Annotated in this window: 23 protein-coding genes and 1 pseudogene; 13 read left to right on the top strand and 11 right to left on the bottom strand. The window is 57.7% G+C overall.

Features of this window, described 5'->3' with window-relative positions; all coding sequences use genetic code 11:
* Window positions 1-51 precede the first annotated feature (51 nt).
* Window positions 52-237, top strand: a complete 186-nt coding sequence (locus JNB88_RS14160) for a TraC family protein (protein ID WP_220355995.1) — start codon at window positions 52-54, stop codon at window positions 235-237.
* Window positions 234-2,153, top strand: a complete 1,920-nt coding sequence (traG, locus tag JNB88_RS14155) for a Ti-type conjugative transfer system protein TraG (protein WP_220355994.1) — start codon at window positions 234-236, stop codon at window positions 2,151-2,153. The genes JNB88_RS14160 and traG overlap by 4 nt, the downstream gene beginning before the upstream one ends.
* Window positions 2,154-2,236: 83 nt before the next feature.
* On the opposite strand, the gene JNB88_RS14150 is transcribed toward traG, so the two are convergent.
* The 3 genes from JNB88_RS14150 to JNB88_RS14140 form a co-directional block, all read right to left on the bottom strand.
* Complete coding sequence (locus JNB88_RS14150; RefSeq protein WP_220355993.1) at window positions 2,237-2,545, bottom strand: DUF736 domain-containing protein; 309 nt, start codon at window positions 2,543-2,545, stop codon at window positions 2,237-2,239.
* 497 nt (window positions 2,546-3,042) lie between these two features.
* Window positions 3,043-3,276, bottom strand: a complete 234-nt coding sequence (locus JNB88_RS14145) for a DUF982 domain-containing protein (RefSeq protein WP_220355992.1) — start codon at window positions 3,274-3,276, stop codon at window positions 3,043-3,045.
* Window positions 3,277-3,526: 250 nt separating this feature from the next.
* Window positions 3,527-3,754 (bottom strand): hypothetical protein, encoded by a 228-nt coding sequence (locus tag JNB88_RS14140; RefSeq protein WP_220356089.1) that lies wholly within the window; start codon window positions 3,752-3,754, stop codon window positions 3,527-3,529.
* Window positions 3,755-4,017: 263 nt separating this feature from the next.
* On the opposite strand from JNB88_RS14140, the gene JNB88_RS14135 reads away from it, so the two are divergent.
* The gene (locus JNB88_RS14135) at window positions 4,018-5,037 is read left to right on the top strand and encodes an extracellular catalytic domain type 1 short-chain-length polyhydroxyalkanoate depolymerase (protein ID WP_220355991.1); all 1,020 of its coding nucleotides are present in this window, start codon (window positions 4,018-4,020) and stop codon (window positions 5,035-5,037) included.
* A gap of 151 nt (window positions 5,038-5,188) precedes the next feature.
* Here JNB88_RS14135 and JNB88_RS14130 read toward each other — a convergent pair whose 3' ends face one another.
* Window positions 5,189-5,827 (bottom strand): HD domain-containing protein, encoded by a 639-nt coding sequence (locus JNB88_RS14130; RefSeq protein WP_220355990.1) that lies wholly within the window; start codon window positions 5,825-5,827, stop codon window positions 5,189-5,191.
* 724 nt (window positions 5,828-6,551) lie between these two features.
* On the opposite strand from JNB88_RS14130, the pseudogene JNB88_RS33605 reads away from it, so the two are divergent.
* Both JNB88_RS33605 and JNB88_RS14125 read left to right on the top strand, forming a co-directional pair.
* Window positions 6,552-6,974 (top strand): annotated as a pseudogene (locus JNB88_RS33605) (aldo-keto reductase family protein); the annotation flags it as partial.
* Between the two features lie 719 nt (window positions 6,975-7,693).
* Window positions 7,694-8,689, top strand: a complete 996-nt coding sequence (locus JNB88_RS14125; RefSeq protein ID WP_223217194.1) for an ankyrin repeat domain-containing protein — start codon at window positions 7,694-7,696, stop codon at window positions 8,687-8,689.
* 244 nt (window positions 8,690-8,933) lie between these two features.
* On the opposite strand, the gene JNB88_RS14120 is transcribed toward JNB88_RS14125, so the two are convergent.
* The 6 genes from JNB88_RS14120 to JNB88_RS14095 form a co-directional block, all read right to left on the bottom strand.
* Window positions 8,934-9,227, bottom strand: a complete 294-nt coding sequence (locus JNB88_RS14120; RefSeq protein ID WP_223217193.1) for a DUF2961 domain-containing protein — start codon at window positions 9,225-9,227, stop codon at window positions 8,934-8,936.
* A gap of 891 nt (window positions 9,228-10,118) precedes the next feature.
* Window positions 10,119-11,267: a MalY/PatB family protein gene (locus JNB88_RS14115; protein ID WP_223217192.1), complete on the bottom strand. Its 1,149-nt coding sequence runs from the start codon at window positions 11,265-11,267 to the stop codon at window positions 10,119-10,121.
* On the bottom strand, window positions 11,264-12,022 hold the full coding sequence (locus tag JNB88_RS14110) for an SDR family oxidoreductase (protein WP_220355989.1): 759 nt from the start codon (window positions 12,020-12,022) through the stop codon (window positions 11,264-11,266). The genes JNB88_RS14115 and JNB88_RS14110 overlap by 4 nt, the downstream gene beginning before the upstream one ends.
* Window positions 12,022-12,948 carry a dihydrodipicolinate synthase family protein gene (locus JNB88_RS14105; RefSeq protein WP_220355988.1) on the bottom strand — a complete coding sequence of 309 codons (927 nt, stop codon included), beginning with the start codon at window positions 12,946-12,948 and terminating at the stop codon, window positions 12,022-12,024. The genes JNB88_RS14110 and JNB88_RS14105 overlap by 1 nt, the downstream gene beginning before the upstream one ends.
* Before the next feature lie 14 nt (window positions 12,949-12,962).
* Window positions 12,963-14,327 carry a dihydroorotase gene (locus JNB88_RS14100; RefSeq protein ID WP_220355987.1) on the bottom strand — a complete coding sequence of 455 codons (1,365 nt, stop codon included), beginning with the start codon at window positions 14,325-14,327 and terminating at the stop codon, window positions 12,963-12,965.
* Window positions 14,324-14,986 (bottom strand): aspartate/glutamate racemase family protein, encoded by a 663-nt coding sequence (locus JNB88_RS14095; protein ID WP_220355986.1) that lies wholly within the window; start codon window positions 14,984-14,986, stop codon window positions 14,324-14,326. Before JNB88_RS14095 ends, JNB88_RS14100 begins: the two co-directional genes overlap by 4 nt.
* Before the next feature lie 205 nt (window positions 14,987-15,191).
* Here JNB88_RS14095 and JNB88_RS14090 point away from each other — a divergent pair, with 205 nt between their 5' ends.
* On the top strand, window positions 15,192-15,893 hold the full coding sequence (locus JNB88_RS14090; RefSeq protein WP_220355985.1) for a GntR family transcriptional regulator: 702 nt from the start codon (window positions 15,192-15,194) through the stop codon (window positions 15,891-15,893).
* A 22-nt stretch (window positions 15,894-15,915) separates the two neighbouring features.
* On the opposite strand, the gene JNB88_RS14085 is transcribed toward JNB88_RS14090, so the two are convergent.
* Window positions 15,916-17,706, bottom strand: a complete 1,791-nt coding sequence (locus tag JNB88_RS14085; RefSeq protein ID WP_220355984.1) for an ABC transporter ATP-binding protein — start codon at window positions 17,704-17,706, stop codon at window positions 15,916-15,918.
* Window positions 17,707-17,856: 150 nt separating this feature from the next.
* On the opposite strand from JNB88_RS14085, the gene JNB88_RS14080 reads away from it, so the two are divergent.
* From JNB88_RS14080 to JNB88_RS14050, 7 genes are all read left to right on the top strand, one after another.
* Window positions 17,857-18,714 (top strand): sulfurtransferase, encoded by an 858-nt coding sequence (locus JNB88_RS14080; protein WP_220355983.1) that lies wholly within the window; start codon window positions 17,857-17,859, stop codon window positions 18,712-18,714.
* A 220-nt stretch (window positions 18,715-18,934) separates the two neighbouring features.
* On the top strand, window positions 18,935-20,497 hold the full coding sequence (locus tag JNB88_RS14075; protein ID WP_220355982.1) for an ABC transporter substrate-binding protein: 1,563 nt from the start codon (window positions 18,935-18,937) through the stop codon (window positions 20,495-20,497).
* Between the two features lie 79 nt (window positions 20,498-20,576).
* The gene (locus JNB88_RS14070) at window positions 20,577-21,587 is read left to right on the top strand and encodes an ABC transporter permease (protein WP_037137056.1); all 1,011 of its coding nucleotides are present in this window, start codon (window positions 20,577-20,579) and stop codon (window positions 21,585-21,587) included.
* 4 nt (window positions 21,588-21,591) lie between these two features.
* The gene (locus JNB88_RS14065; RefSeq protein ID WP_037137057.1) at window positions 21,592-22,431 is read left to right on the top strand and encodes an ABC transporter permease; all 840 of its coding nucleotides are present in this window, start codon (window positions 21,592-21,594) and stop codon (window positions 22,429-22,431) included.
* Window positions 22,432-22,438: 7 nt separating this feature from the next.
* Window positions 22,439-23,824, top strand: a complete 1,386-nt coding sequence (locus JNB88_RS14060) for an ABC transporter substrate-binding protein (protein WP_220355981.1) — start codon at window positions 22,439-22,441, stop codon at window positions 23,822-23,824.
* 14 nt (window positions 23,825-23,838) lie between these two features.
* Complete coding sequence (locus JNB88_RS14055) at window positions 23,839-24,219, top strand: VOC family protein (RefSeq protein WP_037137058.1); 381 nt, start codon at window positions 23,839-23,841, stop codon at window positions 24,217-24,219.
* Window positions 24,219-26,306, top strand: a complete 2,088-nt coding sequence (locus JNB88_RS14050) for a formylglycine-generating enzyme family protein (RefSeq protein WP_220355980.1) — start codon at window positions 24,219-24,221, stop codon at window positions 26,304-26,306. The genes JNB88_RS14055 and JNB88_RS14050 overlap by 1 nt, the downstream gene beginning before the upstream one ends.
* The last annotated feature ends 1 nt before the right edge of the window (window position 26,307 follow it).

The following is a 26,307-nucleotide window of genomic DNA, read 5'->3' as shown; positions in this document are numbered from 1 at the left end:
GATCTAAGAGACCGTCTGTTGTTCGCGCCAATCGTACGAGAGGTATCAGCAATGCAAAAGCAATCGTCGAAGTTCCGCGAAGAAATCGCCAGACTCCAGGAACAGCTCAAACACGCGAAGACGCGCCGGGCAAAGCGCATTGGCCGCCTCGCGTTGAGGGCGGGCATTGGGAGATTGAAATCGATGGAGCCGACCTTCAACGCTGACTTTCATTGGCACGGAGGCCTTGGTCAATGAAAGCAGCTAGGCTGATACTCTTCATGGTTTCACTGTCACTGATGATCCTTGTCGCTCGAAGTTTGTCAGCTATCGACTTTTGGCTGGCCGGTTTCGGCAGAACAGATGCGGCAATGCTCTTGCTCTTGCACGTAGAGAGAGCGGCACCCAATGCCGCCGCAGCCACTGCTGGCCTCCTTATGTTGTTTGCCTCGGCCGGCTCGAAGTTTGTTTCCGTCGTTGGCGCAGGTGTAGTTGCCGCCAGCATCTCGCTCATTCTGATTGGAGGGCTGCAAGAGACGGCGCGGCTGGCGCCGTTTCTTGATCAACTGCCGGCGGACCCGTCGCTGGTGCATTTTATCGATTGGGGTACCGTCGCTGGAAGTGCCGCACTGGTATTTGCCGGGGGCTTCGCGTTGCGTACCGTCTTCATCGGTAATGCTGCATTCGGGTCTTCCAAGCCAAGGCGGAAAAGGGGCAGGCGCGCGATCTATGGTGAAGCCGATTGGATGACAATGAAGCAATCGGGATCAATTTTTTCCGAAGCTGGCGGAATAGTGATCGGCGAGCGATACCGGGTAGATCGTGACCATGCCGTGGGCGTTCCATTTCGGCCACGCGATCCACAAACATGGGGGGCAGGTGGCAAGTCGCCCCTGCTTTGCTTCGACGGCTCATTCGGCTCCTCGCATGGGCTTGTCTTCGCCGGTTCAGGAGGCTTCAAAACAAGTTCTGTAACAATACCCACGGCGATCACATGGGACGGTTCGATGGTCGTGCTCGACCCCTCTGGCGAAGTCGAGCCGATGGTGCGGAGGCAACGGGTGCAGACTGGCCGCCGCACCATGGTGCTGGACCCCAAGCACCCGGAGACCGGCTTCAATGTCTTGGACTGGATCGGCCGGTTTGGCAGTACCGCCGAGGAGGACATAGCCGCGGTGGCTTCCTGGATCATCAGTGATAGCGGTCGGGTCAATGGACCGAAGGATGACTTTTTTCGCGCCTCGAGTCTGCAGCTACTGACGGCGCTGATCGCTGATGTCTGCCTATCAGGACATACACCGGAACACGATCAGACCCTTCAAAAGGTTCGTGCCAATATGTCCGAGCCTGAACCGAAACTTAGATTGAGATTGGAGGACATTTACAACAACTCGCGGTCTACGTTTGTCAGAGAGAACGTTGCAGCATTCGTGAATATGACCCCTGAGACCTTCTCAGGCGTGTACGCCAACGTAAGTAAAGAAACCCATTGGCTCTCCTACCCGAACCTTGCCGCTCTTGTGTCTGGGACCACTTTCGTAACGGATGATGTTGCCTCCGGCGTCAACGACGTGTTCATCAACATAGATCTGAAGACTCTTGAGAACCATGCCGGCCTTGCGCGCCTCATTATTGGTTCCCTACTCAATGCCATCTATAACCGCAGCGGCGATAGGGTAGGACGGGTATTGTTCCTCCTCGACGAAGTCGCACGGCTTGGTCACATGGGAATTCTTGAGACGGCCCGGGATGCGGGGCGCAAGTATGGCATTACCCTTACAATGATGTACCAATCAATCGGTCAGTTGCGCGAGTCCTATGGGGGCCGTGACGCGTCCAGCAAATGGTTTGAGAGCGCGAGCTGGATTAGCTTTGCAGCTGTCAATGATGCGGAAACTGCCGAATACATTTCACGTCGGTGTGGAATGACGACTGTCGAGGTCGACCAGATCAGTAACAGTTCCCAATCCAAAGGCTTCTCGAGAACCCGGTCGAAGCAGCTCGCCGCGCGGCCATTGATCTTACCACATGAAGTCTTGGAGATGAGGGCTGATGAGCAGATTGTGTTCACTGCAGGAAACCCGCCACTTCGATGCGGACGTGCGATCTGGTTTCGACGCGCCGATATGAGACGCTCAGTGGCCGACAACCAGTTTCACCGTGACAGGCGTTAATATGTGTGGACAACGACTGGAAAGCCGAACACAGACTCTCAATATTGGAAAAAGCCCCGCAGCTAAGCGGGGCTTGCCTTGCTTTAATCCCGGTTCGGACGCGACCAGATCAACTGGTGTTCTGTCTGCCCTTCGATCTCGGCAAGGGTTGCGTAAATTGGTGCCGAGAAGCTCGGGTCGTCCAGCTTGACGGACAGATAATCGCGGCCATGTTCTGATGTTTTCAGCCACGCAGCGCCCAGGTCGACGGCGCCTGCGAAGATGCGATACTGAGGTCCCTTGTCGGAGGGGCTTTCAACGCGCGCGATCCGAGCCTTTATGTTCAGAGCGAGTGTGCGGATTTGACCCGTGAAGCCGCCCTCCGTGGCAGTGAAGGTCCCGATGGTAGCCATTTCATGCTCCTTTTCTGATTGCCGAGCCGCGACCATCGCGGCGTCTGTGCTGTCACGATCGCTGGTGGCGTCGGGACTGCAACCGATAAGGACCCTGAGAAACCGAGGGCGACAAGTCGCACTTTTGCGGGTAAGGAAGGGAGGGCGGCGCGGGCAAATGTAAATTCTCCGACGCCGGCGACTTTTCCTTCTTGTTGCACTCGACAGGAAAACCTTGAGTAAGATCATGTAGTCCCATCGCATCTGGCGCGCGAGAACCGATCAGCCGACTCTTTAACCACTCCCGCATCGATGAAATCGATAAAGGAATAGCCACAGACAGCGAATAAAACAGGGCATCAGCAATGATCGTCGTCGTTCGAATGCGTCCCGGGACACGCGCAATCAATATTGGCTGCCGAACACTCATTAGGTTCGACGCTCAAGGGATGCAGATCGACGTTGTTAATTCATTCGCGGCCGATTCGATCGGCTGTTCGAGGATGGGAGCACGCGCGCTAGCGCTCTACAACAAGAGATGCGTGATGTGCTGCAGCGATGAAAGCAAGCCGAGCATAGGTCTGCGTTCGCCGTCCTTCAAGAGCGGCTGCGCAAGCCTTAAGTGCCCTGACAAAGGAATTGCCTGTCAAGGTTGGCCATTTGTCTGCAAGAAGCCAAGCCGCTTCCTGAGTTCCTCTCACGACATGCCTTGCAGATCCGATGTTGACGACAACAGGCGTATGCCACTGCATTTTCTTTCAAGCTCCGCTTCAACCGCAGCATGAAATGCGGAAAGTCAGAATTGGTTCCAGACAGATTGCCCACCAGGGACGGCTCTTGTGCCGCTTTGGTGGCGGTTTTCAGGAATGGCTCTCTGGAACATGCGACATCGCTGTGGTCGCATCGGAGAGCGCAGATTTAGTCTGTTCCGTTCGCGAGAGCGCTGACGCGAAAGGTTTTCCTGCAACTCTCTGGACGAGGCTTTTCGGGACGCCCGTCGAACTACTGGACCAGATTAGACCTGGTCACGTTCTCCGACGAGGGCCACGGGCCAACGTAGTTCTCGATCAACACCGTGGCTATGCCTTCGACCGACCGATGACCCTGGTCGAAAAGTTCTATTGCTGCGTGGTTAAGAAGTCTGGATGCCTCTTCGTCCGGATCTACGTCATAGTACCGATACCACTGCCTGACGGCGCTCGAGAGAATTAGAAAATCGGTGTCCTGCATTGCCGCCTCCCTTCGAACAGGGAACATATAGGGCCTTCTTGTCGACCTTCAATCCTGAGACTTTATCACGAAATGCGGGCAATTCTCGGGGTCGAAGCTGTAGGTCGTCCATCCCCCAACCGATTGAACGCATAGGAGAGTTGTCCGTTTCGCCCTTCTGAATAAGCCTCTGATCCAATAGGCTAGTTTCACTAATCTGTCGGTGGCGGCGCCCATTCAAGCCGCGGGAGAGCATCGGCGACGTCGAAGGAAGGCGTTCTAAGATGACGTTCAAATTGCCGAGATCATTCTCCAGACTGCTGAGAACGCAAAAAGCGTATCGAAAACTGATTGCAAAGGCTCTTCGTGCACCAACCCGAACCGCGTCAAAATCGCGTAGCCCGGTCGCGGCCAAGCCCAAACTCGGCGAAGTGACGGGGTTCGGTAGCAATCCTGGACGCTTAACGATGAAGGTCTTTGTGCCCAGGACATTACCGGCCAAGCCGCCATTGGTGGTGGTCCTGCATGGGTGCAGACAGACGCCGGAAAGCCTGGATACGGCAACCGGCTTCTCCAAGTTCGCGACACAGCGGGGCTTTATTCTCCTCTATCCTCAGCAAAACGAGACAAACAACGCCCAGCGATGCTTTAATTGGTTTCGGCCAAGCGCGGTGGCGCGGGACCGTAGCGAGTTGATGTCGGTTCGCCAGATGATCGAGTACACATGCCGCCGCTATCGGGTAGATCGCTCCAGGGTCTACGTTGCGGGCCTATCTGCTGGAGGAGCGATGACTTCGGCGCTCGTCGCCACGTATCCCGATCTCTTTGCTGGTGCTGCCATTTTCGCGGGGATGCCGTTCGGCGCGGCAAGGGATGCAATATCGGCCATGCGCGGCATGAGGTCCGGTATCAAGCGAGAGCCGCAGGAGTGGGGCGACCTGGTGCGCAGTGTTTCGCCGAACGCGAAAGAATGGCCACCGATCTCGGTATGGCATGGGACGGCCGATAGTGTCGTTAATCCGCTCAATGGACGCGCTTTGGTCTCGCAATGGCTCGAAGCAACGGACTTGGTCAATGAGGCGGGGCGAACGAAGCAGATGTCATGGGGCACTCTGGAGGAATGGAAACGGGGAGACCGTCTGCAGCTGTCATTTTACTCCGTTCAGGGGCTGGGGCATGGGTTGCCGCGACGGTTCTCAAATCAAAAGGAGAGGGCAGCTGATGCTTACGTCCTGCCGTCGGAACTTTCTGCGCCATTGGAGCTCATGCGAGCATGGGGGTTGCGAACCCGGCGCTCCGTATGATCCGACGCGTTGTTTCAAGGTGTTTCCGGTCGCGTAGGAAACAATGGCGGCCTGTCACAGCCTCCCTGACGCTCCGCCGGTTTCAGCGGCGGTGAGAGCCACGAGCCAGTAGATGACGACTATCGGATTCTGACTGAAAAGGCACCGTGCGCTACTCCACTCCCGGCGCCAGGATACCCTTCTCGACAGCCAGTGCGATCAGTCTTGTGCTGAGATCGCCCAACGTGTCCGAGGCTGCACCAATTGGTGCCATTCGGCGATTTACATCCGGTGAGGTGACGCCTGCAGTCTGCCAGGTCCCGCCGTCAGTGAAAAAGTTGTGCAGCAGCGGCTGCAGCCGATCCATGGCGTTGGCGAAACGGGATTCGGCGGAAGTCTTCGACTCGAATTCATCCCACAGAGCACGGAACTCTTCCGCTTGATCGTTTGGCAGCAGCGTAAAGATGCGATCTGCAGCCTTCAGCTCTCGCTCGGCCTGGCTGGAGGCCGCGATGGGATCGTAGGCAAAGGTATCACCAGCATCAATTTCGACAATATCGTGGATAAGCAGCATCTTAAGCACACGCAGGGTGTCGACCGGTTCGCGGGAATGCTCACAGAGCACGGCAGCCATCAGGGCCAGCTGCCAGGTATGTTCGGCATCATTCTCTACCCTGGAGCGGTCCAGCAACAATGTCCTTCGCAAGATCGTCTTGAGCTTTTCGACTTCAAGTATGAACGCCAGTTGGTCCATAAGACGCCGATTCCCGAGAAAGCCCTCAAGAAACTCCGCAGTTATTTTCTCGGGCATTGCAATGTTCCTTCGGGACTCAGTGTTTCATCGTAACAGCGGACGGTTCATGAAGAATGACAAGGCGGTGGTCAACGACCGGAATGTCAAACCGCACGATAACGGCTTCACGGTTTCTTTGGCTCCGTCGACGCGGCGGTGACGAGCCGGATCGCGTTGATATCACCAACAGGGGAACTTCCTGGTGAGCTCCTGGCGCTATGAGCACGATGCCGGACGTAACTCCTACAAGCTTCAACCAGGCCGGGCGTAATCGTCCACCGGATTTTCTCATGATTGGGGTGAGCGAGACTATCACCGAGCCGCGGTATATGCGGGCGTCAAACCATCAAGACACCGGTCCTCATGGGGCTCGAGCGTAGGTGAACGGTGTCACGTTGGAGCTGTTGCTCAAGCAGGCCTTTCGAAAGGCTGGGCCCCCTAAAATGAGCTACGCAACCGCCAATTGGCGCCGGATTCGTCGAAGGTCGTCGCCGGTGACAAGTTCCTTCCTGTTCTTTTCCGGGACAGGGCGCGAATCGGTTGGGATCGATCTTCTCTCGCCCGCCTGCCTGGCACCTTCTTCAAACAGGCGTTGCATTCGTAATGTGGGTGTCGCATCCAGGATTTTGAAAAGACCCACTCAGAGATGCCAAATCAGATTGAAATTGCCGAGAGAGTCGCCAAGTTTCCCAACGATCAAAGCGAGATTGGGGTAACGCGAATTGTCCATAACACGACGACAGTGCCTGCTCGCACTTCCCGGTCTGGCAACAATGGCTGCTCTGCGAGGGCGGCCGCTGCTGGCGAGATTATTGAAAAGAAGATACCCTCCAGCGGCGAAATGATCCCAGTCGTTGGCTGGATTACCTTCAATGTGGGAAACGATCGAGAATTGCAGGACGAGTGCGCCGAGGTGATGCGCGCATTTTTTGCCAGCGGTGGAAGGCCCATCGATTCATCCCCCATGTACGGCTCGTCACAGGCGACCATTGGCTATGGTCTCGAAAAGCTGGGGCTCCCAACGAACCTTTTCGCAGCGGACAAAGTCTGGATAAGCTCGCCTGAGGCCGGACCCGCGCAAATCGGTCAATCCCAAACGCGTTGGGGTATTCCGCGCTTTCGGCTTTTACAGGTTCACAATCTATTGAGTTGGGAGCAACACCTTTCGTCCACTGTCGGAATTATGCGCGGCCCCTCACATCTCACTTTGGGGCATTTCGCCAGCTAAGCCTGAAGCTAAGCTGTTCAGCCGAGGCCGCTGCAGATGCAGCGGCCTGGCCATAGACAGAGACACATGGTCCGCTTGGGGTTCCGCTTGGCCACCGTCTCCGCTTACAGAGAAATCTGCAAGCTTTACGAGAATAGCGCACCGTGGCTGAACGAGGGACGCCTCCGTTCGCATGGGCGACCTAATCACTTGGGGGAGGGGGGAGAAGGCAGACAAAATTGAAAGAAAAACCCCGCAGGAAGGTGCGGGGCAAGTTTGATCGTTACAGGCCCCGAGAGGGGTTTGATTTCTCGGAACTCTCATAAATGCACAAGCGCTATGTTAGTTCCATCTAACCCACTGATTTTGACTCAAGTCGACATTCGACCACGTTCGCAGCTTGACGACAGGTGGGGAGGCAGAATGAACTCTTTCGCATTGAGCCCATGCAGCTCGATCGCGCGGAGACGCGCCCCCGGTCGGCCGCAATGGTCGGCAATTGGCGTTCGTGTTCTCGAGGAACGATATCAAAACTTTGCAAACGAAGCCCTGCAGTGCTTAGAATTGGGGACCAGGCAGCTGGAGCGGTTGGCAACGGAAAGCACCAGTCGTAAGGATGACGAGACATGATTGTCGCACCCGGATGGAAAGGGCGACTGCGACGGCGTTTAATCGCAATGGCGCTCGTATCGGTCTGTTTCGGTTGGGGACCTTCAAGGGGCATTGCCGCGGATCCAGTTACCGATGATGGCCGGGCGATGATAACGGCGATAGGAGAGAACGATTTCCTTGGCGCTCAAACTATCCTAGCTCGTGGCCATGTCGACGGGAACGGATTTGCCGACGGGCGATTCAAGCGGAGCTTTGTAAAAGAGGCTCTGCAGGCTGAGGCAGATCACCACCTGATCGAACTACTGTTGGCGAACGGCGCCGACCAGCAAGGGTGGGACTATTTCGCGGGTCGCGCCTCTGGCGCATTTGTTGTTGCCGTCGGGGGTGTCAAACGACGCGGTGCTGACTCCACGGTTCGGATCATAAGAGCGCTAAAGAGCAAGGGGTTCGAGCATATTCGCGGGGTGAAGGAGAACATCAATCTCCTATCAATCAACGGGCTTCCCCACTCAGAGTACATCACCATCGTTGACGAGCTAACCGCCGACGGTATTGACCTGAAGGGAGAGTTTCGCAACGGCACTCTTAAGATGATGCGAGTTTTCGATGCCGGCGTCGAGTCGACCTGGCCTTATCTCCTCAAGATAATCGACGTGAACGAGGCCGACGCGTGGGGGAACACGATCCCGAGCATATACGCCGGGGCCAATTGCACGGTCGAGAGTTGGGAAAACGACAATCCACTATGGTTCTGCAACGAGGACCCCGCCAGGCTGAGAAAGATTGAGACTGCGGTCCGTGCACCGGGGTTCAAGGGGGAAACACTTCTCCGTAGGGCAGGTGGCTGGACGACATTTGACCACGTGGGTTTCACATCCGGTCAAACCGGAAGTTGCTTCAGCCTGCCCCCCGAAATCAGCCCAGTTCAGGACGAAATTCAGGACTTTCTGAAGTCTGCTTTCGCTCGAGAATTTTCGCAGTGGACTCCCGTAAAAGACCAGTCATGTTCCGTGCGTGGTTCGACTTCCATTTGCAGGTGCGTGACGCCAGATCCGCGATAGGCGCGTCACGACTTTGGATCCGTTTGACGATGGCGGATCCGTATCGTCGACCGCGTTTTGAATGGAAACCCTGGGGGCCAGTTCAGTGGTCCGCCTTCATGCACTTCTGCCCGACGCTAAAGTCTGTCCGAGGGGCGTGCCGAACCGAGGTGGTGGCGCCGTCAAAACTAGTGTGGACGGGGTAAATCGCCACCCGCGTCACCGCGGGTGGAGTAAATTCTCGCCACCCAAGGCGGAGAACATCCTATGCGTCTGAGGCGGTCTTCCCTTTAGCCTGCATCTCGGCTGCGGCCCAGTTCTGATGGGGGCGCCGGAAGGTCGGAACACGTTCCTCGACAGGTGGCAGCTGCTCGCAGGCCTTATGCGGTTCGGATTGATACAAGAAGGCTACGGGAGAAATGTCATCCGAGCGGCGGTTCGCATGACCATGCTCAATCGTCACACGGATCTGCTTTTGAAAGATTGCAGGATCTTCGATGTGCCAGCGTAGAGCGTGACAGGTCCGTCCAGTTCGGACCGCCGGCGGCGATGATGCCATGGTAGGCTGTATCGGCGGTCATGCGATCGTGGAATATGCCGATGGGATTCTTATGCGGGCAGCTGCCTTCGCTTCACGAAAAGCTACAGTGGGGAGACGCGAGAGCCCGGTAAATTGAATCGTCATGCAAATGGTTGCTGGCGCATCATCAAGAATGAGGGATCCATCTCATTTGCGTGAGGCGCCCGAGGTCGAACCTCGTACCAAATGAAACGCCACCGACACTCAGTTGTTGCCTTCGACAAAGGTCGGCGGCGTTTCCACCCGGTTTCGGGTGGGAGCAAGCTATGAGGAGTTCCTAAAAAAGGAAAAGCCCAGATCCTCGCTAATTTGCGCAGCAGAGAAGGTTCCTTCGTCAGTGTGGCAAATCTCACACATGCCGATGGCGTGAAGTTGAAGGACGCCCTCGAGTGCCGGACCAGCTTAGGTCAAAAGTCCTCAAAAGCCGACGCACAGCGCAACGTAGCGCCGCCATAGGAAAAGACACAGGGCGGACCGAAATGGCGCTTGGCCACCACTTCCGCCAATATTGAAAACCAGCAAGCCCTGCGAGAGTATCTGACCACGGTAGAAGGAATGTTAGCCTGGGTGGGGCAGTATTCCAGAGAAGCTTGAGGTCCGCTGGGGTTTCTGCGGACCTCCGAGCATTGTTGAGAAACGGCCACCATTGTCGGCCGCGCTCATAAGAGCACAACCGGACATGGTTGACACGTACCGCTTTAGCGGTAGGTCGCCTTCCGCCAAACGCAGAAAACCGGCGCCCATCGTGGTCCCGCAGCTTGACAGGCAGCTGGAGTTCACGAGTTCGCTCTTTACAGGTCCTCATCCATGAGGCGCAGATGCATAACCGATCACCCGGGCGGCGCGACCGGTTCCGAGCCGTTTTCGTCCCTAGCGCAGCGCATTCTCCATGCGATCAAGCGCGTCGTCGAGTAGCTGTCGAGGGCAGCCGAAATTGAACCGGACGAAATTCCCATAAGCCTCGCCGAATTCTGCGCCCGCACTGAACCCGACCTTGCCGTGCTCCAGAAAGTGTCGTTGCGGATCAGGGCTAAGCCCAAGGTCCGCACAGTCAAGCCAGGCAAGGAACGTGCCTTCCGCCTTGACGAGGCGGATTGATGGGAAGCGGTCGGCAATCTGTGCCGACAGATAGTCGCGATTATCAGCGATGTAGGACAACATCGCAGCCTTCCATTTCCCGGCGCTCGAAAATGCTGCGAGCGTAGCCTCCAGTCCGAGAATATTGACACTGTCGACCATGCCGAGCCGCGATTGGGCGAACGTCTCGCGCATCTCCTTGTTCTTGATGATCGCGAATGCAGTCTTCAGCCCGGCAATATTGTAGGTCTTGCTTGCGGCCATCAGCGTGATGGTTCGCTCGGCTGCGTCATCCGAGAGGCTGGCGATCGGGATATGGGGGCGTCCATCAAAAAGAAGATCGCCGTGGATTTCGTCGGATATGATGAGCGTGTCGTTCGCTCGGCAAAGTGCTGCTATGTCGGTCAGCTCTTCCCTTGTGAACACCTTGCCTGTCGGGTTCTGCGGATTGCAGAAAAGGAAAGCCCTTGATTGCGCGAGCTTGTCGCCAAGAAGATTGGCATCCATGACATGGCCAGTTACGGTCGCCGTCAGCGGCGCTTCAATTCGCTTCAGGCCCCAATGCCCCGGCGCATTGAGGATCGGGCGATAGACAGGCGTTTGAACAAGGACACCGTCACCCGGCTGAAGCATCGCCTTCAGCGCCATGTTGAAGCCTGGCTCCACCCCCGGCAGGAAGACGATCTCGTCAGCGGAGATCGACCAATTGAACTTCTCCTGCATGTCCGAAACGATTTGCGTGCGCAACTCGTCGCGCGCCACACCGTAGCCAAGAAGTGGATGCTCGAGGCGGTTGCGGATCGCATCGACAATTTCGGGTGCGGCGGGAAAGTCCATGTCTGCAACCCACATGGGCAGAACGTCGCCTGGATATTTGCTCCATTTGGAGCTACCGGTGCCGCGGCGCTCATGAACAATATCGAAGTTGACCATACCTGTCATAGCCCCCTGATCATGCCACCATCAACGCGGATCGACGAGCCGGTAATATAGCTCGCTTGCGTGCTCGCGAGAAATACGGCTGCGGCTGCAAACTCTTCAGGTCTGCCGTAACGCCCGGCAGGGATGTCGTTGCGCGACGCGGCCTGCACATCCTCGATGCTGGCACCTGTCTTTTCCGCCTTGACGGCATCCAGTTCGCGGACCCGGTCAGTGTCGATGCGCCCGGGCAGGATCATGTTGACCGTGACGCCGTGTCGGGCAACTTCGGCGGCAAGCGTCTTTGACCAGCCGGCCACGGCTGCTCTAACGCCATTGGAAAGCGCAAGGTTTGGAATGGGCTGCTCAATGCCGGATGAGCCGATCGTGATGATCCGGCCCCACTTCCTGCTGATCATGCCCTGCAACATGGCGTCGGAAATGGCGAAGATCGACGTTGCCATCGCTTCGAAGGCTGTAAGCCAGCTTTCGCGGGACTGGCCAAGTGCTGGCCCTGCCTTCGGTCCCCCCGAGTTGTTGACGAGGATATCCACGCCTCGTTGTGCGGCAAGCCGCACAATGAGCTTCGTGACAGATGCTGGATCGGAAAGATCGACGGCAATTGGCGTGATATTCTCGGAGGAGGCGATCCTGTCGATATTGCGGGCCGCGGCAAACACCCTGACGCCCTCGGCAGCGAGACCTTCAGCGATCGCAGCACCCAGACCACGGCTTGCGCCAAGAACGAGTGCCTTCTTCCCTGATATCTGCAGGTCCATTACTTCAGCGCCTCCAATTTGCGTTCCTGTCGCTCGATGAGCTTTTCGACTTCCCTGACGGCGATTGCGCCAAGAGCCGCACCTGGGCGTCTTTGCGCAGGCGTGGCAATTGCTCCTCGCTTGGCAAGGACATATTTGCGCACAGCAAGGCCAAGGCCCGGTTGCTGTTCGTAGCGCATCAGCGGCAGATAGGCATCGAAGATGTCCTGCGCGTCATCGTACCTGCCTGCATTGCTCAGGCGGCAGACATCGACCATCATCTCGGGATAGGGGAACCCGGTCATGGCACCATCGGCTCCGCGCTGCATTTCCTCTGGCAGGAAGATGCCGGCATTGCCACACAGGATAGAGACGCGGCGCCGGCCTTTGGCCTCGGCCTCTCGCAGATCCGTAATTTTCTGCAGACCTGGCCAGTCTTCGTGCTTCACCATCACGATGCTGGGGTGGGCATCAAGGATCGAGAGAAGCGTCTTCGAAGTGATCTGGACACTGGTAGAAAGCGGAAAGTCCTGAAGGACGACGGGGACGTCTGTACCAACAGTGTCAATCACATTGCGATAGTAGGCTATGATCTGGTCGTCTGTGCGAAGCGACGATGGAGGTGCAACCATGACACCAGCCGCTCCAAGATCCATGACGGCTTTGGTGAGTTCGCCAATTGCTGCCAGTCCGGGTGCTGAGACGCCAACGACGACAGGTTTATCCGCCGAGCGTTTCAGGGTGAGACGTGTGACTTCGATCGATTCTGCCTGTGTCAGCTTAGGGGCTTCGCCCATCATGCCAAGGATGGTGAGGCCATCGGCACCCTTGTCGAAGTAGAAATCCACCATCTTGTCGACACTCGCGCGATCGAGCGAGCCGTCGTCGTTAAATGGCGTCACGGCAATGACAAAGACGCCTTTGCTATCTGTTGTGATAAGGGACATGGGCTGATCCGATCCTATTCAAACCAGTGAGAGTTGCCACGGCGGACATAGCGTCCGGATCCTGGCTGATTGACGACGGACAGGCCGTCCCAAGCAAGGTTGCCTCCGAGATAGGTGCGCGTGACGGTTACCGAAAACGCGCGGCCATCAAATGGGCTCCAGCACAGCTCGTCGTTCGCTCGGGAAGAATCCCACACCTGAGCCTTGCTCGAAAGGACCGCGAGGTCAGCGTCCGCACCAAGCCTGATCGCTCCCTTTTCAGGCCAGAGGCCGAAGAACTTTGCCGGCCGCTCGCAAAGCTGCTCGACTGTTGTGACAGCTGCGTCAAGGCCCCGATTGTCGGCCGCAGTGTAGAAGGCGGGCAGTAATGTTTCCAGTCCGGGCACACCGGCACCGGCGTCAAAGATCGACGGGGTGAACTTGTTATCGATCGGCCAACTGGAATGGTCTGAACTGACGAAAGCCACCCGGCCCGAAAGCACTTCGTCCCACAGGGCATCGATCTGTCCGGGGCGGATCGGCGGGTTGACCTTCATGCGTGCGCCGAGCAATGCGCCATCTCGCTCCGGGTCGAACCAAAGATAATGCACGCAGAGTTCGCCGGTAGCTCGAAAGCCATCAGCAAGGTAGTTGTCGACCAAGTGGAAGCCCCGCGGTGTCGTCAGGTGGACGATATGTGCGTGCGCTCCAGCTGCGGCGCCAAGTTCGAGAAACTGTGCCGTCGCCGCGAGCTCGGCGGCCGGCGGCCGACTTCCTGAGTGAGCTTCTATGCCGTCCCGGTTGTTGGCCTTTGCCGCAGCGATATAGGCCCGGACGATCTCCTGGTCTTCATTGTGGACACCGAGTGGAATGACTGTGTCGGCGAGCGTATTGAACACCGCAAGGATCTGGTCAGACGCAATGCGGGGAAAGCGGGTTGGGCTGCTTTCAAACGTCGAAATCTTGAATGCGACCACGCCGCCCTCAATCAACGGCTGGATCTCTTCCGTCGTCTGTCCGGGGAGGACGGTGCCGTAGAGCGCAACGTTTGCATGGGCATGCTCCTTGATGGCTGCAATCTTGTCGTTGAGGCGCTGCAGCGAGTTCAGAGGAGCTGGGTTGTCATAAGGCATGTCAACGATCGTCGTCACGCCGCCTGAAATGGCCGATCTCGTGGTCGACCGGATACCTGGAAGCCCGCCGTAGCTGCAAGCATGGGTTTGGCCGTCGACGACACCAGGAATGATCAGATCGTCGCCGGCGTCGAAAGTCTCTCTTGCATCTGGCGGGTTGCCTCTTCCGATGGCGGAGATCTTGCCGTCGCTGATGCCGATCCAGCTATTTTCCACGGGGCCGTCGGGCAAGATGGCGGTTCCGCGCACGACAAGGTCAAACGTCATTGTTTCTTCTTTCCGTAGGCCAGATCTAGATTGGTGCAGGCCAGAGCAACACCTGCCTGAACCGGATCGATGACGGGAATTCCAAGGCTTTCCTGCATTGCCTGTCTGTAGGAGCCGAGACCCGCGCAACCGAGGATAATAACGTCGGCGCCATCCTCGTCGCGCAACAGCCGGGCCGTGCGCGAGACGGTCTCAACAACATCGCCTGCCATCAGTTGGACGACCGTCATGTTGATCGATCGGTCACCAGCCAGACGCCGGTCAAGTTCAAGCGCCTTCAGGTAGCGCAAGTGCCGATTGATTGAAGACTGCCCAAGGGAGACGATGCCGAAGCGATTGCCAAGGCCAAGGGCTGCCAGGTAGGCCGCTTCTGCAATGCCAACGACCGGCCGGGCGACCAGCTTTCTTACCTGTGCGATGCCTGGATCGGAAAAGCACGAGACAACGAAGGCATCGGCCGATGAGTTCGAGACCGCTTCTATGATGTTGGGGACGACTGCGGCAACGTGATCGTCCGTTTCTATGCCAGGCGGTGACTTGGCGAGCTCTATGCAGTTGATGCTGTGCGATGTCGATGCCCGCACAGGGCAGAGGCAAGCCTCCATGGAACGCGTGACGGATGTCGAACTGTTGGGGTTGATGACGAGGATATCGGACACGGGGCATGCACCTGTTGGGTCTCCCGTCAGACGGGAAGCCTGTTGCACAAGATAGATATATTACGTAGTATATCAGAGGTCGTCGGGTGTCAAAGTCCTTCCGTTGATGAGGTCCAACTGCCTGCGATATCGAAAGTCTTTGACTTGCCTGCAATGTCTGGCGACAAAGGCGTCTGACCCGTATTCGGGCAACTGGAGATAGGTTTTGAACAAGACTGACACGTTTGCACCGGCTACTGACAAGCGCGCCAAATCACTGACCGAGCAGGCCTACGCGATATTGCGCGAGCGACTGATTCAAGGGGATCTGGCACCGGGGGCAGACGTTTCAGAGCCGGAGCTCGCCGAACAGCTGGAGATGAGCAAAACGCCCGTTCGCGAAGCGCTCGCTCGGCTATGTGTCGAAGGTTTCATGGAGGCAATTCCGCGGCGTGGTTACCGGGTGACGCCTGTCACGGTCAGCGACATGAACGATCTTTTCGCGGTTCGCGGCATGCTGGAGGGGACGGCCGCTTCACTTGCCGCCAAGAACCTGACGGAACAGGAGCTGGACGTCCTCGATCAGCTTGCCAATGCAAGCTATGTCATGGGGGAGGGGGTCAGCACCAAGACGTTTGTCACGTCCAACGAGGAGTTTCATTCCGCGATCGCTCGCGGTTCGCGCAATCCACGTCTTCACGGGCTTGTCATGAGTCACCTGGAGGAATGTGCCCGTCTCTTTTACATGGGCACGCGCGTGCGCGACATTAATCCGGAGACGGCCAATGACCACCATCGGATCGTTGCTGTGCTGCGCGAACGCGACAGCGAGAAGGCGCGCCAAGCCATGGTCGAGCACAACGAAAACACCCGGCAGGGGTTGCTGAATGCGCTGATTTCCAATGCGCAGGGCGGCTTCACGCTTTAGCAAAGCGGCCCCGCCCACATCGTCACTGCTTGACCAGGTGGCCAGCTGCGACCTCACGATAGATCGCCTTTACCGGTACATAGTCTGCAGACCGAACAGCGCTGCCGAGCTCGATTGCCGGTTGACGGCTTCGTGTATGGCGCCGGCTTGGATCGGCGACCGGTACTGCATCGAGCAGACGCCTGGTATAGGGATGTTGAGGGCTACCAAAGACTTGCGCCCGCGAGCCAATCTCGACGATTTCACCGAGATACATGACGGCAACACGGTGGCTGACACGTTCAACGACTGCCATGTCGTGGCTGATGAAGAGGTAGGCGATCTTCAGGCTTTCCTGTAGTTCGAGCATCAGGTTTACAACTTGTGCCTTGATCGAAACATCGAGCGCCGAAACCGCCTCATCGGCAACGATCAGGCCGGGACTGAGCGTCAGCGCGCGGGCGATACTTATGCGCTGGCGCTGGCCGCCGGAAAACTCATGCGGGAACCGCCGCGCCATGTCGGCCTTCAATCCGACGCGCTCCAGAAGGTCGACTGCTGTTTCGCGCGCCTGCGCCTTCGGTGCCAGCCCATGAGCGATCATCGGCTCCGCAATGGCGTCGCCAACACGCATGCGTGGGTTGAGGCTGGAGTAGGGATCCTGAAAGATCATCTGCATCCGGCGGCGCTGTCGTGTCAGCATTGCGGGCGCCATGGCGCGAACATCTTCGCCATTGATACGAATGCTGCCGCTTAAAGGCTCGACGAGGCGAAGCACTGAACGGCCCGTCGTCGACTTACCGCAGCCCGACTCCCCGACAAGCGATAGTGTTTCACCTTCCTTCAGATCGAAGGAAACGTCTTCCACGGCGTGCACTCGACCGGTCACGCGCCCCAGCACGCCACTCTTGATATCAAACCGCGTCACCAGGTTGCGAACTTCCAGCACCGGTTTGACGCCGGCACCGGCAATCTCGCGCTCGGCAAGCCGCTTGCCACTCTCGACGTCGATCAAGGGAAAGGTCGCAGGGTTATTATGACCTGTCATCGACCCCAGCTGGGGAACGGCCGACAGGAGGGCGTGCGTGTAGTTGTTCTCCGGCCTGGCGAATATCTCATCGGTTCTTCCGGCCTCGAGCGCGCGCGAGCGGAACATGACGACAGTGCGGTCGGCAATTTCGGCAACGACACCCATGTCATGCGTAATAAACAGGACGCCCATCTGCTCTTCGTCCTGCAGGCTCTTGATAAGCTCGAGGATTTCGGCCTGGACCGTGACGTCAAGCGCCGTCGTCGGCTCGTCGGCGATCAGGAGCTTGGGCCGGCAGGCAAGTGCCATGGCGATCATCACGCGCTGTAGCGTACCGCCAGACAATTGGTGGGGATGCTCGTCGAAACGCTTGGCAGCGGCCGGAATGCGCACGCGATCCAAAAGGGCGATTGTCTGTGCTCGTGCTTCGGCAACTGTCACGCCACGGTGGCGGCGGATCGCTTCGGCGATCTGGCGTCCGACGGTCATGACAGGATTGAGCGATGTCATTGGCTCCTGGAAGATCATCGCGATCTCATTGCCTCTGATGTCTTGCATCTCACGTTCCGGCAAGGTCAGCAACTCCCGGCCTTCAAGTTTGACGCTCCCCTCGACCCGTGATGACTTTTCCGGCAGCAGTCGCATGATGGACATGGCTGTCACGCTTTTTCCCGAACCCGACTCGCCAACGATTGCCACCGTTTCACCCGCCGCGACCGTCAGGCTGACGTCATTGACGACAGGCACCCACTGGCCGTCACGGCGAAAAGAGGTTGTCAGGTGGTCAAGAGATAGAATGGTCACGCAGGAACTCCGTGGCGATTGGCCAAGACCCTGTTATATGGGGCCGGGTCCGGAAATGTCGTGATATACTACGTAAGATATTTGGTCTTGCCAAGGCGCTTCCGATAAGGGAGGATGGATGGACAATTCATGCTCCAGAGGAGGCCGCACATGACGGATGATCTTCGTAGAAAGGTTCTTCTGACGGCTCTCCAGTTGGATGAACTTCGCGCATCCGGCCACGACGTGACGATCCTCGCAGTTCATTCGATCAATCCGTACACGGGTACGCCTTCGTTCAAGGGTCAGCGGATCGCCGGGGCAGTCGACACGGAGGCTTACTCGGACTTTCAGGCGCCTGCCTCCTTTGCGGGCGGCCAGCGACCGCTACCGGAAATTGACGTTCTTCAGGAGAAGGCTCGTCGCTGGGGACTCCGGAAGGAAAGCACAGTCGTCGTTTACGACGGGGATCGCAGCATGACTGCGGCGAGAGCCTGGTGGGTACTGAAATGGGCAGGCCTGCCCGACGTCAGGGTATTGGATGGCGGCATGCCAGCATGGATCGCGGCGGGGTTGCCTACCACCGACGCAGTTGCTGCGCCTCATCACAGTGATATTGTGCTTTCGCCTGGCCACATGCCGGAGCTGGATGCTAAGGGCGCTCTGCGCCTCGGCCGGGAAGGGGTGCTGCTCGATGCCCGCATCCGACCAAACTACATTGGTGGACCCGTCGAACCGGGTCAGCCGGCACGGGGGCATATTCCATACGCAATCAGCGCGCCGGCACCTGACAATGTGACCGACTACGGTAATTTCACCGATGGACCGACGCTGATGGAAATGTACCGCGCACTGGGTGCCGACGGTTCCTCTCCCGTCGGGGTTTATTGCGGCGCGGGAATGTCGGCCGCGCATACAGTTCTGGCATTGGCCTCGATCGGAATAGAGGCTGCCATGTATCCAGGCTCCTGGTCCCAGTGGATCAGCGATCCGAGGCGGCCGGTGATTACGGGTGCTGATCCGCTCTAGGGTCTGCAATGCTCATTTCTGTTCTCATGATGAGCGAATAATCGGCATATTTTTTCTTATCTTGCATAAATAATGTGCGATTTTGGCGATTGTTTAAAGACTCGCCAAGGCAGCTTTACAGTGGTGTGCTTCATGATATATTTCGTAGTATATCACAGACCGATGGACGTGGCGGCAATTCGCGGACGTTGGCAAGCTATGGCTAGGAAAGGGTGGTAGAATGAACCTCTTCAAGGGATTTGCGGCGGCGTTGGTTGCCTTGCCGTTCATTGCCGGCAACGGCCTGGCGCAAAACGCTGACCCAGTAAAAACGCTGGTGGTCGCCGTTCCGTCCGATCCGGTCAGTCTGGAGCCGGGTACAAACAAGGCCGAGCCGATCGGTAGCGAGATCATCCTCAATGTGTTCGACACGCTGGTTGCCTGGACTTCGCCCGATTTCAAGGAGCTGGAAGGCCGCCTCGCAACGAGTTGGACTGTTTCGGCCGACGGCAAGGAGTTTGATTTCAAGCTGCGCGATGGCGTGAAGTTTCAGGACGGCACCGCCTTTGACGCTGCCGCCGTCAAATTCTCGCTGGAGCGCACCAAGGCGTCGAATTCCTATGTCAAGGCAACATTCGATCTGATCAAGGACATCGCTGTCGTCTCACCGAGCGAGGTCAAGATTACTCTGAGTGCCCCTTACCCAGCCTTCCTCTCCATCATGGCGCAGCCGCAGTCTGCGATTGTAAGCCCTGCGGCAGTCGCAAAATATGGCGACAAGTTTGCCGCAAATCCGGTTGGCACCGGCCCCTTTGTGTTCAAGAGCGCGCAGGCCGATACGAATGTCGTTCTTGAAGCCAATCCGGATTACTTCCGCGGTGCTCCGAAACTTTCCTCCATCATTTACCGCGTTATCCCGGATGCTTCGACACGGCGCCTGGAGCTGGAAAGCGGCGGGGTTGATGTCGTCCAGCAGCAAGGGCAGTTGTCTGCGATTGCTGCTGAGGACATCGAAGCCTTGAAGGACAACAAGGACGTGAAAGTTCTGGAAGCGTCCAGCCAGATCATCCGTCAGCTCGAATTCAACAACAGCAAGAAGGACGGCCCCTTTGCCAACGTCAAGGCACGTGAAGCGATTGCGCATGCGATCGACTACGATGGTCTCCTGCAGGGCGTTTTTGGCGGCACGGCCGAGCGTGTCTATGGTCCGTTGACCAGTAACAGTTGGGCATTCAATCCGAAGATGAAGGAGCTTGCCCCGACATACGACCCCGAACTCGCCAAGAAGCTTCTTTCGGAAGCCGGTGTCGATCCATCTGCCATCGACCTGAAGCTCTATAGCTTCCAGGGTCCGCTTTGGGGGGCTGTGGCCACGTTCGTCCAGGCAAACCTTGCCGACATTGGCATCAACGCCACAATCGAGCAGACGGAATTCCCAGCATTGCGCGCTTTACAGACGTCCGGTCAGTTTGATGTCGCACTCGACGGTCGCCAGCCCTGGTACAACGATCCGGACGCGCACATCACCATTGGCTACCTCTCATCGCTGGCCGACACTGCAATGACGTTCCGCATGCCGCAGGACAAGGACCTTGATGACCTGATCGTCAAGGCGCAACAGACGTCGGACATCGAGGCGCGCAAAGCGCTCTACTTCCAGGTACAGGAAGAGGTCGCCAAGCGGGTGCCTGGAGCCTATCTTTTCAGCCCGAAGCTGATTGTTTTCACCCGCGCCAACGTCGAAGGCCTGGTCATCAACAGCGCGCCGCCGCTCAACGAATACTGGTCCGTCTACAAGAAATGACGTAACCGGGCAAAAGCACAGGCGATCTGAGAGGGTCGCCTGTCGCAAAGGGTAGTTCCCGATAGATGAGTAGGAAGGCATGGCGAGTTTCATCATACGCCGACTGGTCGCGCTGATACCCGTCATGTGCATTGTTCTGGTGATCGTCTTTTCGCTGGTTCGGCTGATCCCCGGTGATCCTGCCGTTACGTTGCTAGGTCCCGGCGCGACACAGGCGCAGATCGATGCACTGCGCGTCCAGCTCGATCTCGACAAACCTGTTGTGCTGCAATTCCTCCACTATGTCGCCGGACTTTTGCAGGGCGATTTCGGTATCTCGCTCAAGACCGGTTTGCCGGTTGCGCAGGAGATCCTCTTGCGCCTGCCTGCAACAATCGAACTCTCTGTCCTTGCCGTGATCGTCGCGGTGATCTGCGGCATTCCAATCGGCGTCCTCTCGGCAATCCGCCCAAACTCCTTCTTCGATCATGTAACGCGCGTCATGTCTCTGGTGGGGGTGTCGATGCCGGCATTCCTGCTCGCGCTCATCCTCCAGCTAATCTTCGGCACCTATCTCGGCTGGCTGCCAGTATCAGGCCGCACAAGTCCGTTCATCACTTCCGAGCCAGTAACCGGGTTTGCAGTTTTCGATGGCATCATCACCGGCAATTTTGCGGCTGCATGGAATGCTATCCAGCACTTGATCCTCCCAACGACAGTATTGGCAGCCTTTCTGGCAGCGACGCTTGGGCGTTTTGTCCGCAATACGATGCTTGACGTCATGGGGGAAGATTTCATCCGGACTGCCAGAGCCAAGGGGCTGCGGCGCGCGGACGTTATCCTGAACCACGGACTGCGCAATTCGCTCTTGCCTGCAATTACCGTGATTGGCCTGAAGTTTGCCGAGATGCTCGGTGGTGCAATCCTGACCGAGACGATCTTTGCGTGGCCGGGGATCGGGCGCTACATGTTCGAGGCAATCAAGAACCGCGACTATCCGGTCATCCAGGGCACTACCTTGGTGTTCGCTCTGCTTTTCGTGATCACCTCGATCATCGTGGACGTACTCTACGGCGTACTCGACCCGCGCGTGCGTAAGAAGATGAAGTAGGATTATGGGCGAATTCATCACATTTCTGAGACGCAACACGCTCGCCGTCGTCGGGCTCGTGATCCTGCTTGCACTTGTGCTTCTTATCGCCATCGGGCCGTTGGTCACCGGCTATTCGCCAACCAGGCTAGATGTCTTGCACAAGCTAGCTCCTCCAAGCCTCGCCCATTGGCTTGGAACTGATGCATTCGGCCGAGATATTCTGACGCGCATCATGTATGGCGGGCGGGCAACGCTGACCATCGGCGTTGGCGTCGTGGCGATCGCCTTTGTCGTCGGCGTCTTCTTTGGAACGCTCGCAGGCTTCGTCGGGGGTTGGACCGACAGCATCATCATGCGCATCGTTGACGCGATCCTGGCCTTCCCGGCATTGGTATTGGCCATTGCGCTGGCCGCCGCCTTCGGCCCCAGCCTGCAGAATGCAATGCTTGCCGTTGCCATCACGCTCGCCCCCCAATTTGCTCGTGTGGCGCGCAGCCAAGCCCTTAGCATCGCTGTAAAGCCTTATGTCGAGGCAGCGATTTCGCTTGGGTTGCCCAATCGTCGGATTCTTTCCCGTTACATCTTCGTCAACGGGCTGGGGCCGCTTCTTGTGCAATCAACCTTGGCGCTTGGAAGCGCGATCCTTCAGACGGCAAGCCTCGGCTTCCTCGGTCTCGGTGCGCAGCCACCGATGGCCGAGTGGGGGGCGGATGTTTCTGCGAATTTGCAATATGTGCGAAGCGCTCCTTGGGTTGCGCTGGCACCCGGCGCAGCGATCCTGTTTGCCGTTCTATCGTTCAATCTGATCGGCGATTCCCTTGCCGACTGGTTTAATCCGCGCCGGCGCAACGAACTCGACTGAGGGCATCTTGGAAACACTGACGATTAGCCTCGAAAAGGTGGATTTCCTCCCACCGAACCGCGTAACGGACGATACCAGTGTTCTGACGCTGAAAAACCTCGTGTTTGAGCCACTCTTGAAATGGGAGAGCGGGTTTGCGCGCCCGGCTCTATTTGAGAGTTGGGGCCATTCCGCCGACGGCCGCGACTGGCATTTCGTCATTCGCGACGACGCGATATTTCACGACGGGAAACCCGCCGTTGCCGACGACATCGTCGGGTTTGTCAGAGACATCCTTGGTGCCGTCGATACGTTCGGAATGAAGTGGTCATATGCGCGCTACCTGGCCAACGCCCGTATCACAGCCGAAGGCGACCGCGTGGTTCGTGTTGAAAATCCTGAACCGATTGCAGACATTCTCGACATCTTCTCGGAGTTCTACATTTGCCGCCTCGACCAACAGGGGTTGCCTGTTCTCGGCACTGGACGCTACCGCGTTGTGGAGTTCGAAGCAGGCAAGCGTGCCGTACTGGAAAAAGCAGGTGAATGGTCTGGGCCGCGCCGGATTGTCGCTTTTGCGCAACGCCACGCTGATGCACGCTACGAGGCGCTGAGACTGGGCACGGCAGATGCCGTACTCAACCTCGAGCGTACCGACGAGCGGATAATCTTCGATGAAAACTTCGCCTGGGGTAAGGCCGTCAACACCCTGTCGGTCATGTATTACCTCAACTGCCAACAGGGTATATTTCGTTCGCCGGAAGCAAGGCTCGCTGTCAATCACGCCGTCGACACAGCGTTGGTCGCAGAAGAAATCTTCCACGGCCTGGCCGTTCCATCATCGACCATCGTTAGCCCATTTCACCTTGGTGCCGCACGGGCAAACCTGGCACCGATTGCGTATGATCCGGCAAGGGCGCGACAGCTGCTGGACCAAGTGGATGCAAGCGAGACTGTGCGGCTACGCACCCCGACCTTCATGCCGGAGCGGGCACCTGAGGTGAGCCGCTTTGTGGCTGCCGCGCTCGAGGCAGTCGGCTTGAAGGTCGAAATAGAGACGGAACTCGATCGACCCGAGTACGCCCGCCAGATCGGCCGCAAGGAAATGGGCGACATGGCGATCTTCGATTCGTCGCCACATAGCACCTACCGAATCCTGAACGACAAGATTTCCAGCAAGACAAAAGCCGTGTGGTGGCAGGGCTATGACGATCCGCAGATCGAGAGGCTGATTGAGGCGGCCAATCGTGCCATCGATGACGACGCACGGGACCGGGCCTATGCACGCTGCCTCTCGCGCCTTCATCAGAACCCGCCCTGGCTTTATCTGGTGCACCCCGTCGATGTCTTTGCTGCGCGCAAGGACATCGGCGGCCTCTCGATCGACCACAAGGGCACCCTCAACATCTACTAGATCAGGATACGATGATGGAAAAGGACTACTCGATCACCTTCTTCTACTACGAAGATATCCATGCTGTTGCACCCTTCTATGAGAGCGTGCTTGGTCTCGAACTGGTGCTCGATCAGGGGCTTGCGCGCATCTATCGAATAGCTGGAAAGTGCTATTTCGGGATTGTCGATGGCAATCGCGGCCATCTCAAGCATCAGGAGAGAAGTGCTGTGCTGCTGACCATTGTCGCTCAGGATGTTGAGGGTTGGCACAAGAAGTTGAAGGAGGCGGGCGTCAAGGGACTGTCTGATATTTTGCGTGGCACTTACTGCGAACACTTCTTCTTCGAGGATCCAGCCGGCTATGCCATAGAAATCCAGCGCTTCCACAATCCTGACGTGGCAAAGCTGTTCTAATGAGCACCGACCGGACCATGACACTCGCGGATTTGAGCGAGAGGCTCGTTTCGAAAGCCCAGGAATATGGGCAGGCTACACTGCTGTCACTCCCGGAAGGCTCAGTTGCCAACCTCAGGGATGGTTACATTCCACTTCTCGTCAACTTCACGGTTGAGGACAAGGCCGCCAAGGGGTTGCGAAAGCTGAAGGATCAGGCTGAGCCGGAACCCGCAGTCTATTTCTCGGCGATGGAAATGGTCCGTGAGCACGCGTCACTCGTCTTGGTTGGCGAGACGGGGAGCGGCAAGACGAGTTTCGCCCGACATTTGGCGTTAGCGATTGCAGGCGGGCGTGCTGTGCCTTTGCAGGTGCCACGCAACGATCTGGGCGTGGTGCGCGAAGAGGTGTGGGACCTGGAAAATGTCCTGCCGCTCTACCTGTCCGCAAGGGCGGGCGCGAGTCTTGTCGAGCTGGTGAACGAAACGCTGCCGGAGTTGGAAGGCCTGATCGCCAGCGATGCATGGGCAACGTCGGAAACGACCGTTCTTATCATGATCGACGATGTCGAGGCAGCAGGGGCCAATGGACCCGAACTCCTGAACGAGGCGTTCGCGTTCCAGGCTCGATATCCGCGTATTCGTTTTCTCGTGCTTGGCGAGCACTCAGTCGTTAAAGGCTGGAATTTGCCGTCCTCCTTTACGCGCTACGATCTTCTGCCGCTTCTCAAAGCGCAAAGGCGGGACGCCGCCGGTCGGCTTGCGGGCATCGATCTCGAGGAGCGACGCATCGCGCTCGGCGAGGCGGCCGCCAATCCTTCGCAGTTCGTTATGGCGCTCGCCAGCGGCGACTATGGTCACTCCGCTGAGGACGTTGTCGACCGGTGGCTGATCAAGTTGGCCGGCGACACACAGACGGCCAATTATTTATGTGGACTGGCTTTTGATGCCCTGTCGGAAAAGCTGGAGGATCCAGATCTCTTCCCGGTGCGGCGCGTCCGGCAGTTGCTTGCGGCTCGGCATTTGGCATCAGTGCCGGCCGCTGATGCTGTTGCCGCATTTCGTTCGCGCCCGGATCTATGGGCGCCGGTGATAAGAAGCCTCGCTGCGCGCCTTTCTGGTTCCGACGCCGCAACCGCACTGATCGAAACACTTGGCTCAGGTAGTGGTGATGACGCGCTTCGCGGGGCACTATTGGCCGCCGATTTGCAGACGGAACCTGGACCTCTGAGAGACCGAGTTGCAGCACAAATCCTGGCAATCGTGAATGAAGGAATGCTTTCGGCGCCAGAGCGTGAGAAAGCTGGTCGGATCCTGTCAGTCTGGGGCGATCCGCGCGATCTTCATGCGTTGGCTCGCGTCCCTGCAGGTCGCTTCACGTTCGGTTCAAACACGCATCCGAATTCCGCACCACCTCACGTCGTCGAGGTGGAAGCCTTTCGCATCGGCGTTTATCCTGTGACGAACGCTGCCTATGGTGCGTTTGCAACGGAGACTGGCCGGCATTGGCCTAGTGCCGAAGGTGGCGATGCTGATCGTCGCAACGCGCCTGCAACCGATCTCACCTGGCACGACGCGCGCGCCTATTGCGATTGGCTGACGGAGCGCTGGCGCCGAGAAGGCCGGATCGGTGAAGACGAAGTCGTGCGTCTCCCGACAGAACCCGAATGGGAGCGAGCCGCGCGCGGCGATCAACCTGATTGCGGTGATGAAGCGATCATCTATCCCTGGGGTAGCGCTTGGATAGCCGACGCAGCCAATTCGGAGGAGGCGGGCTTCAACAACACGTGCACGGTCGGACTCTTTCCCAAGGGACGGTCTGTCTACGGATGCTACGACATGACAGGGCAGGTCTGGGAGTGGGGCACGACCTTGTGGGGGGAGGATATGGCAAGCCCAAGCTTCAGATACCCGTATCATGACGATGGGCGCGAGGAGACAGACGCGCCGTCAGCTATCCGCAGGGTGTTGCGCGGCGGTTGTTTCTCGAGCAACAGGATAAAGGCTTGCTGTACTTATCGTGGTAGTCTTGAGCCCGATGGGTTCTGGCGTGGGAATGGGTTTCGCATTGTCGTAGCAAAGACACATGCATCGATGGTCCGCTTGTAGC

This window comes from Rhizobium cauense (assembly GCF_019511525.1).
GTDB classification, from domain to species: domain Bacteria; phylum Pseudomonadota; class Alphaproteobacteria; order Rhizobiales; family Rhizobiaceae; genus Rhizobium; species Rhizobium cauense.
The sequence above is the reverse complement of the archived record's forward strand: the minus strand, read 5'-3'. Positions and strand labels throughout refer to the sequence as shown.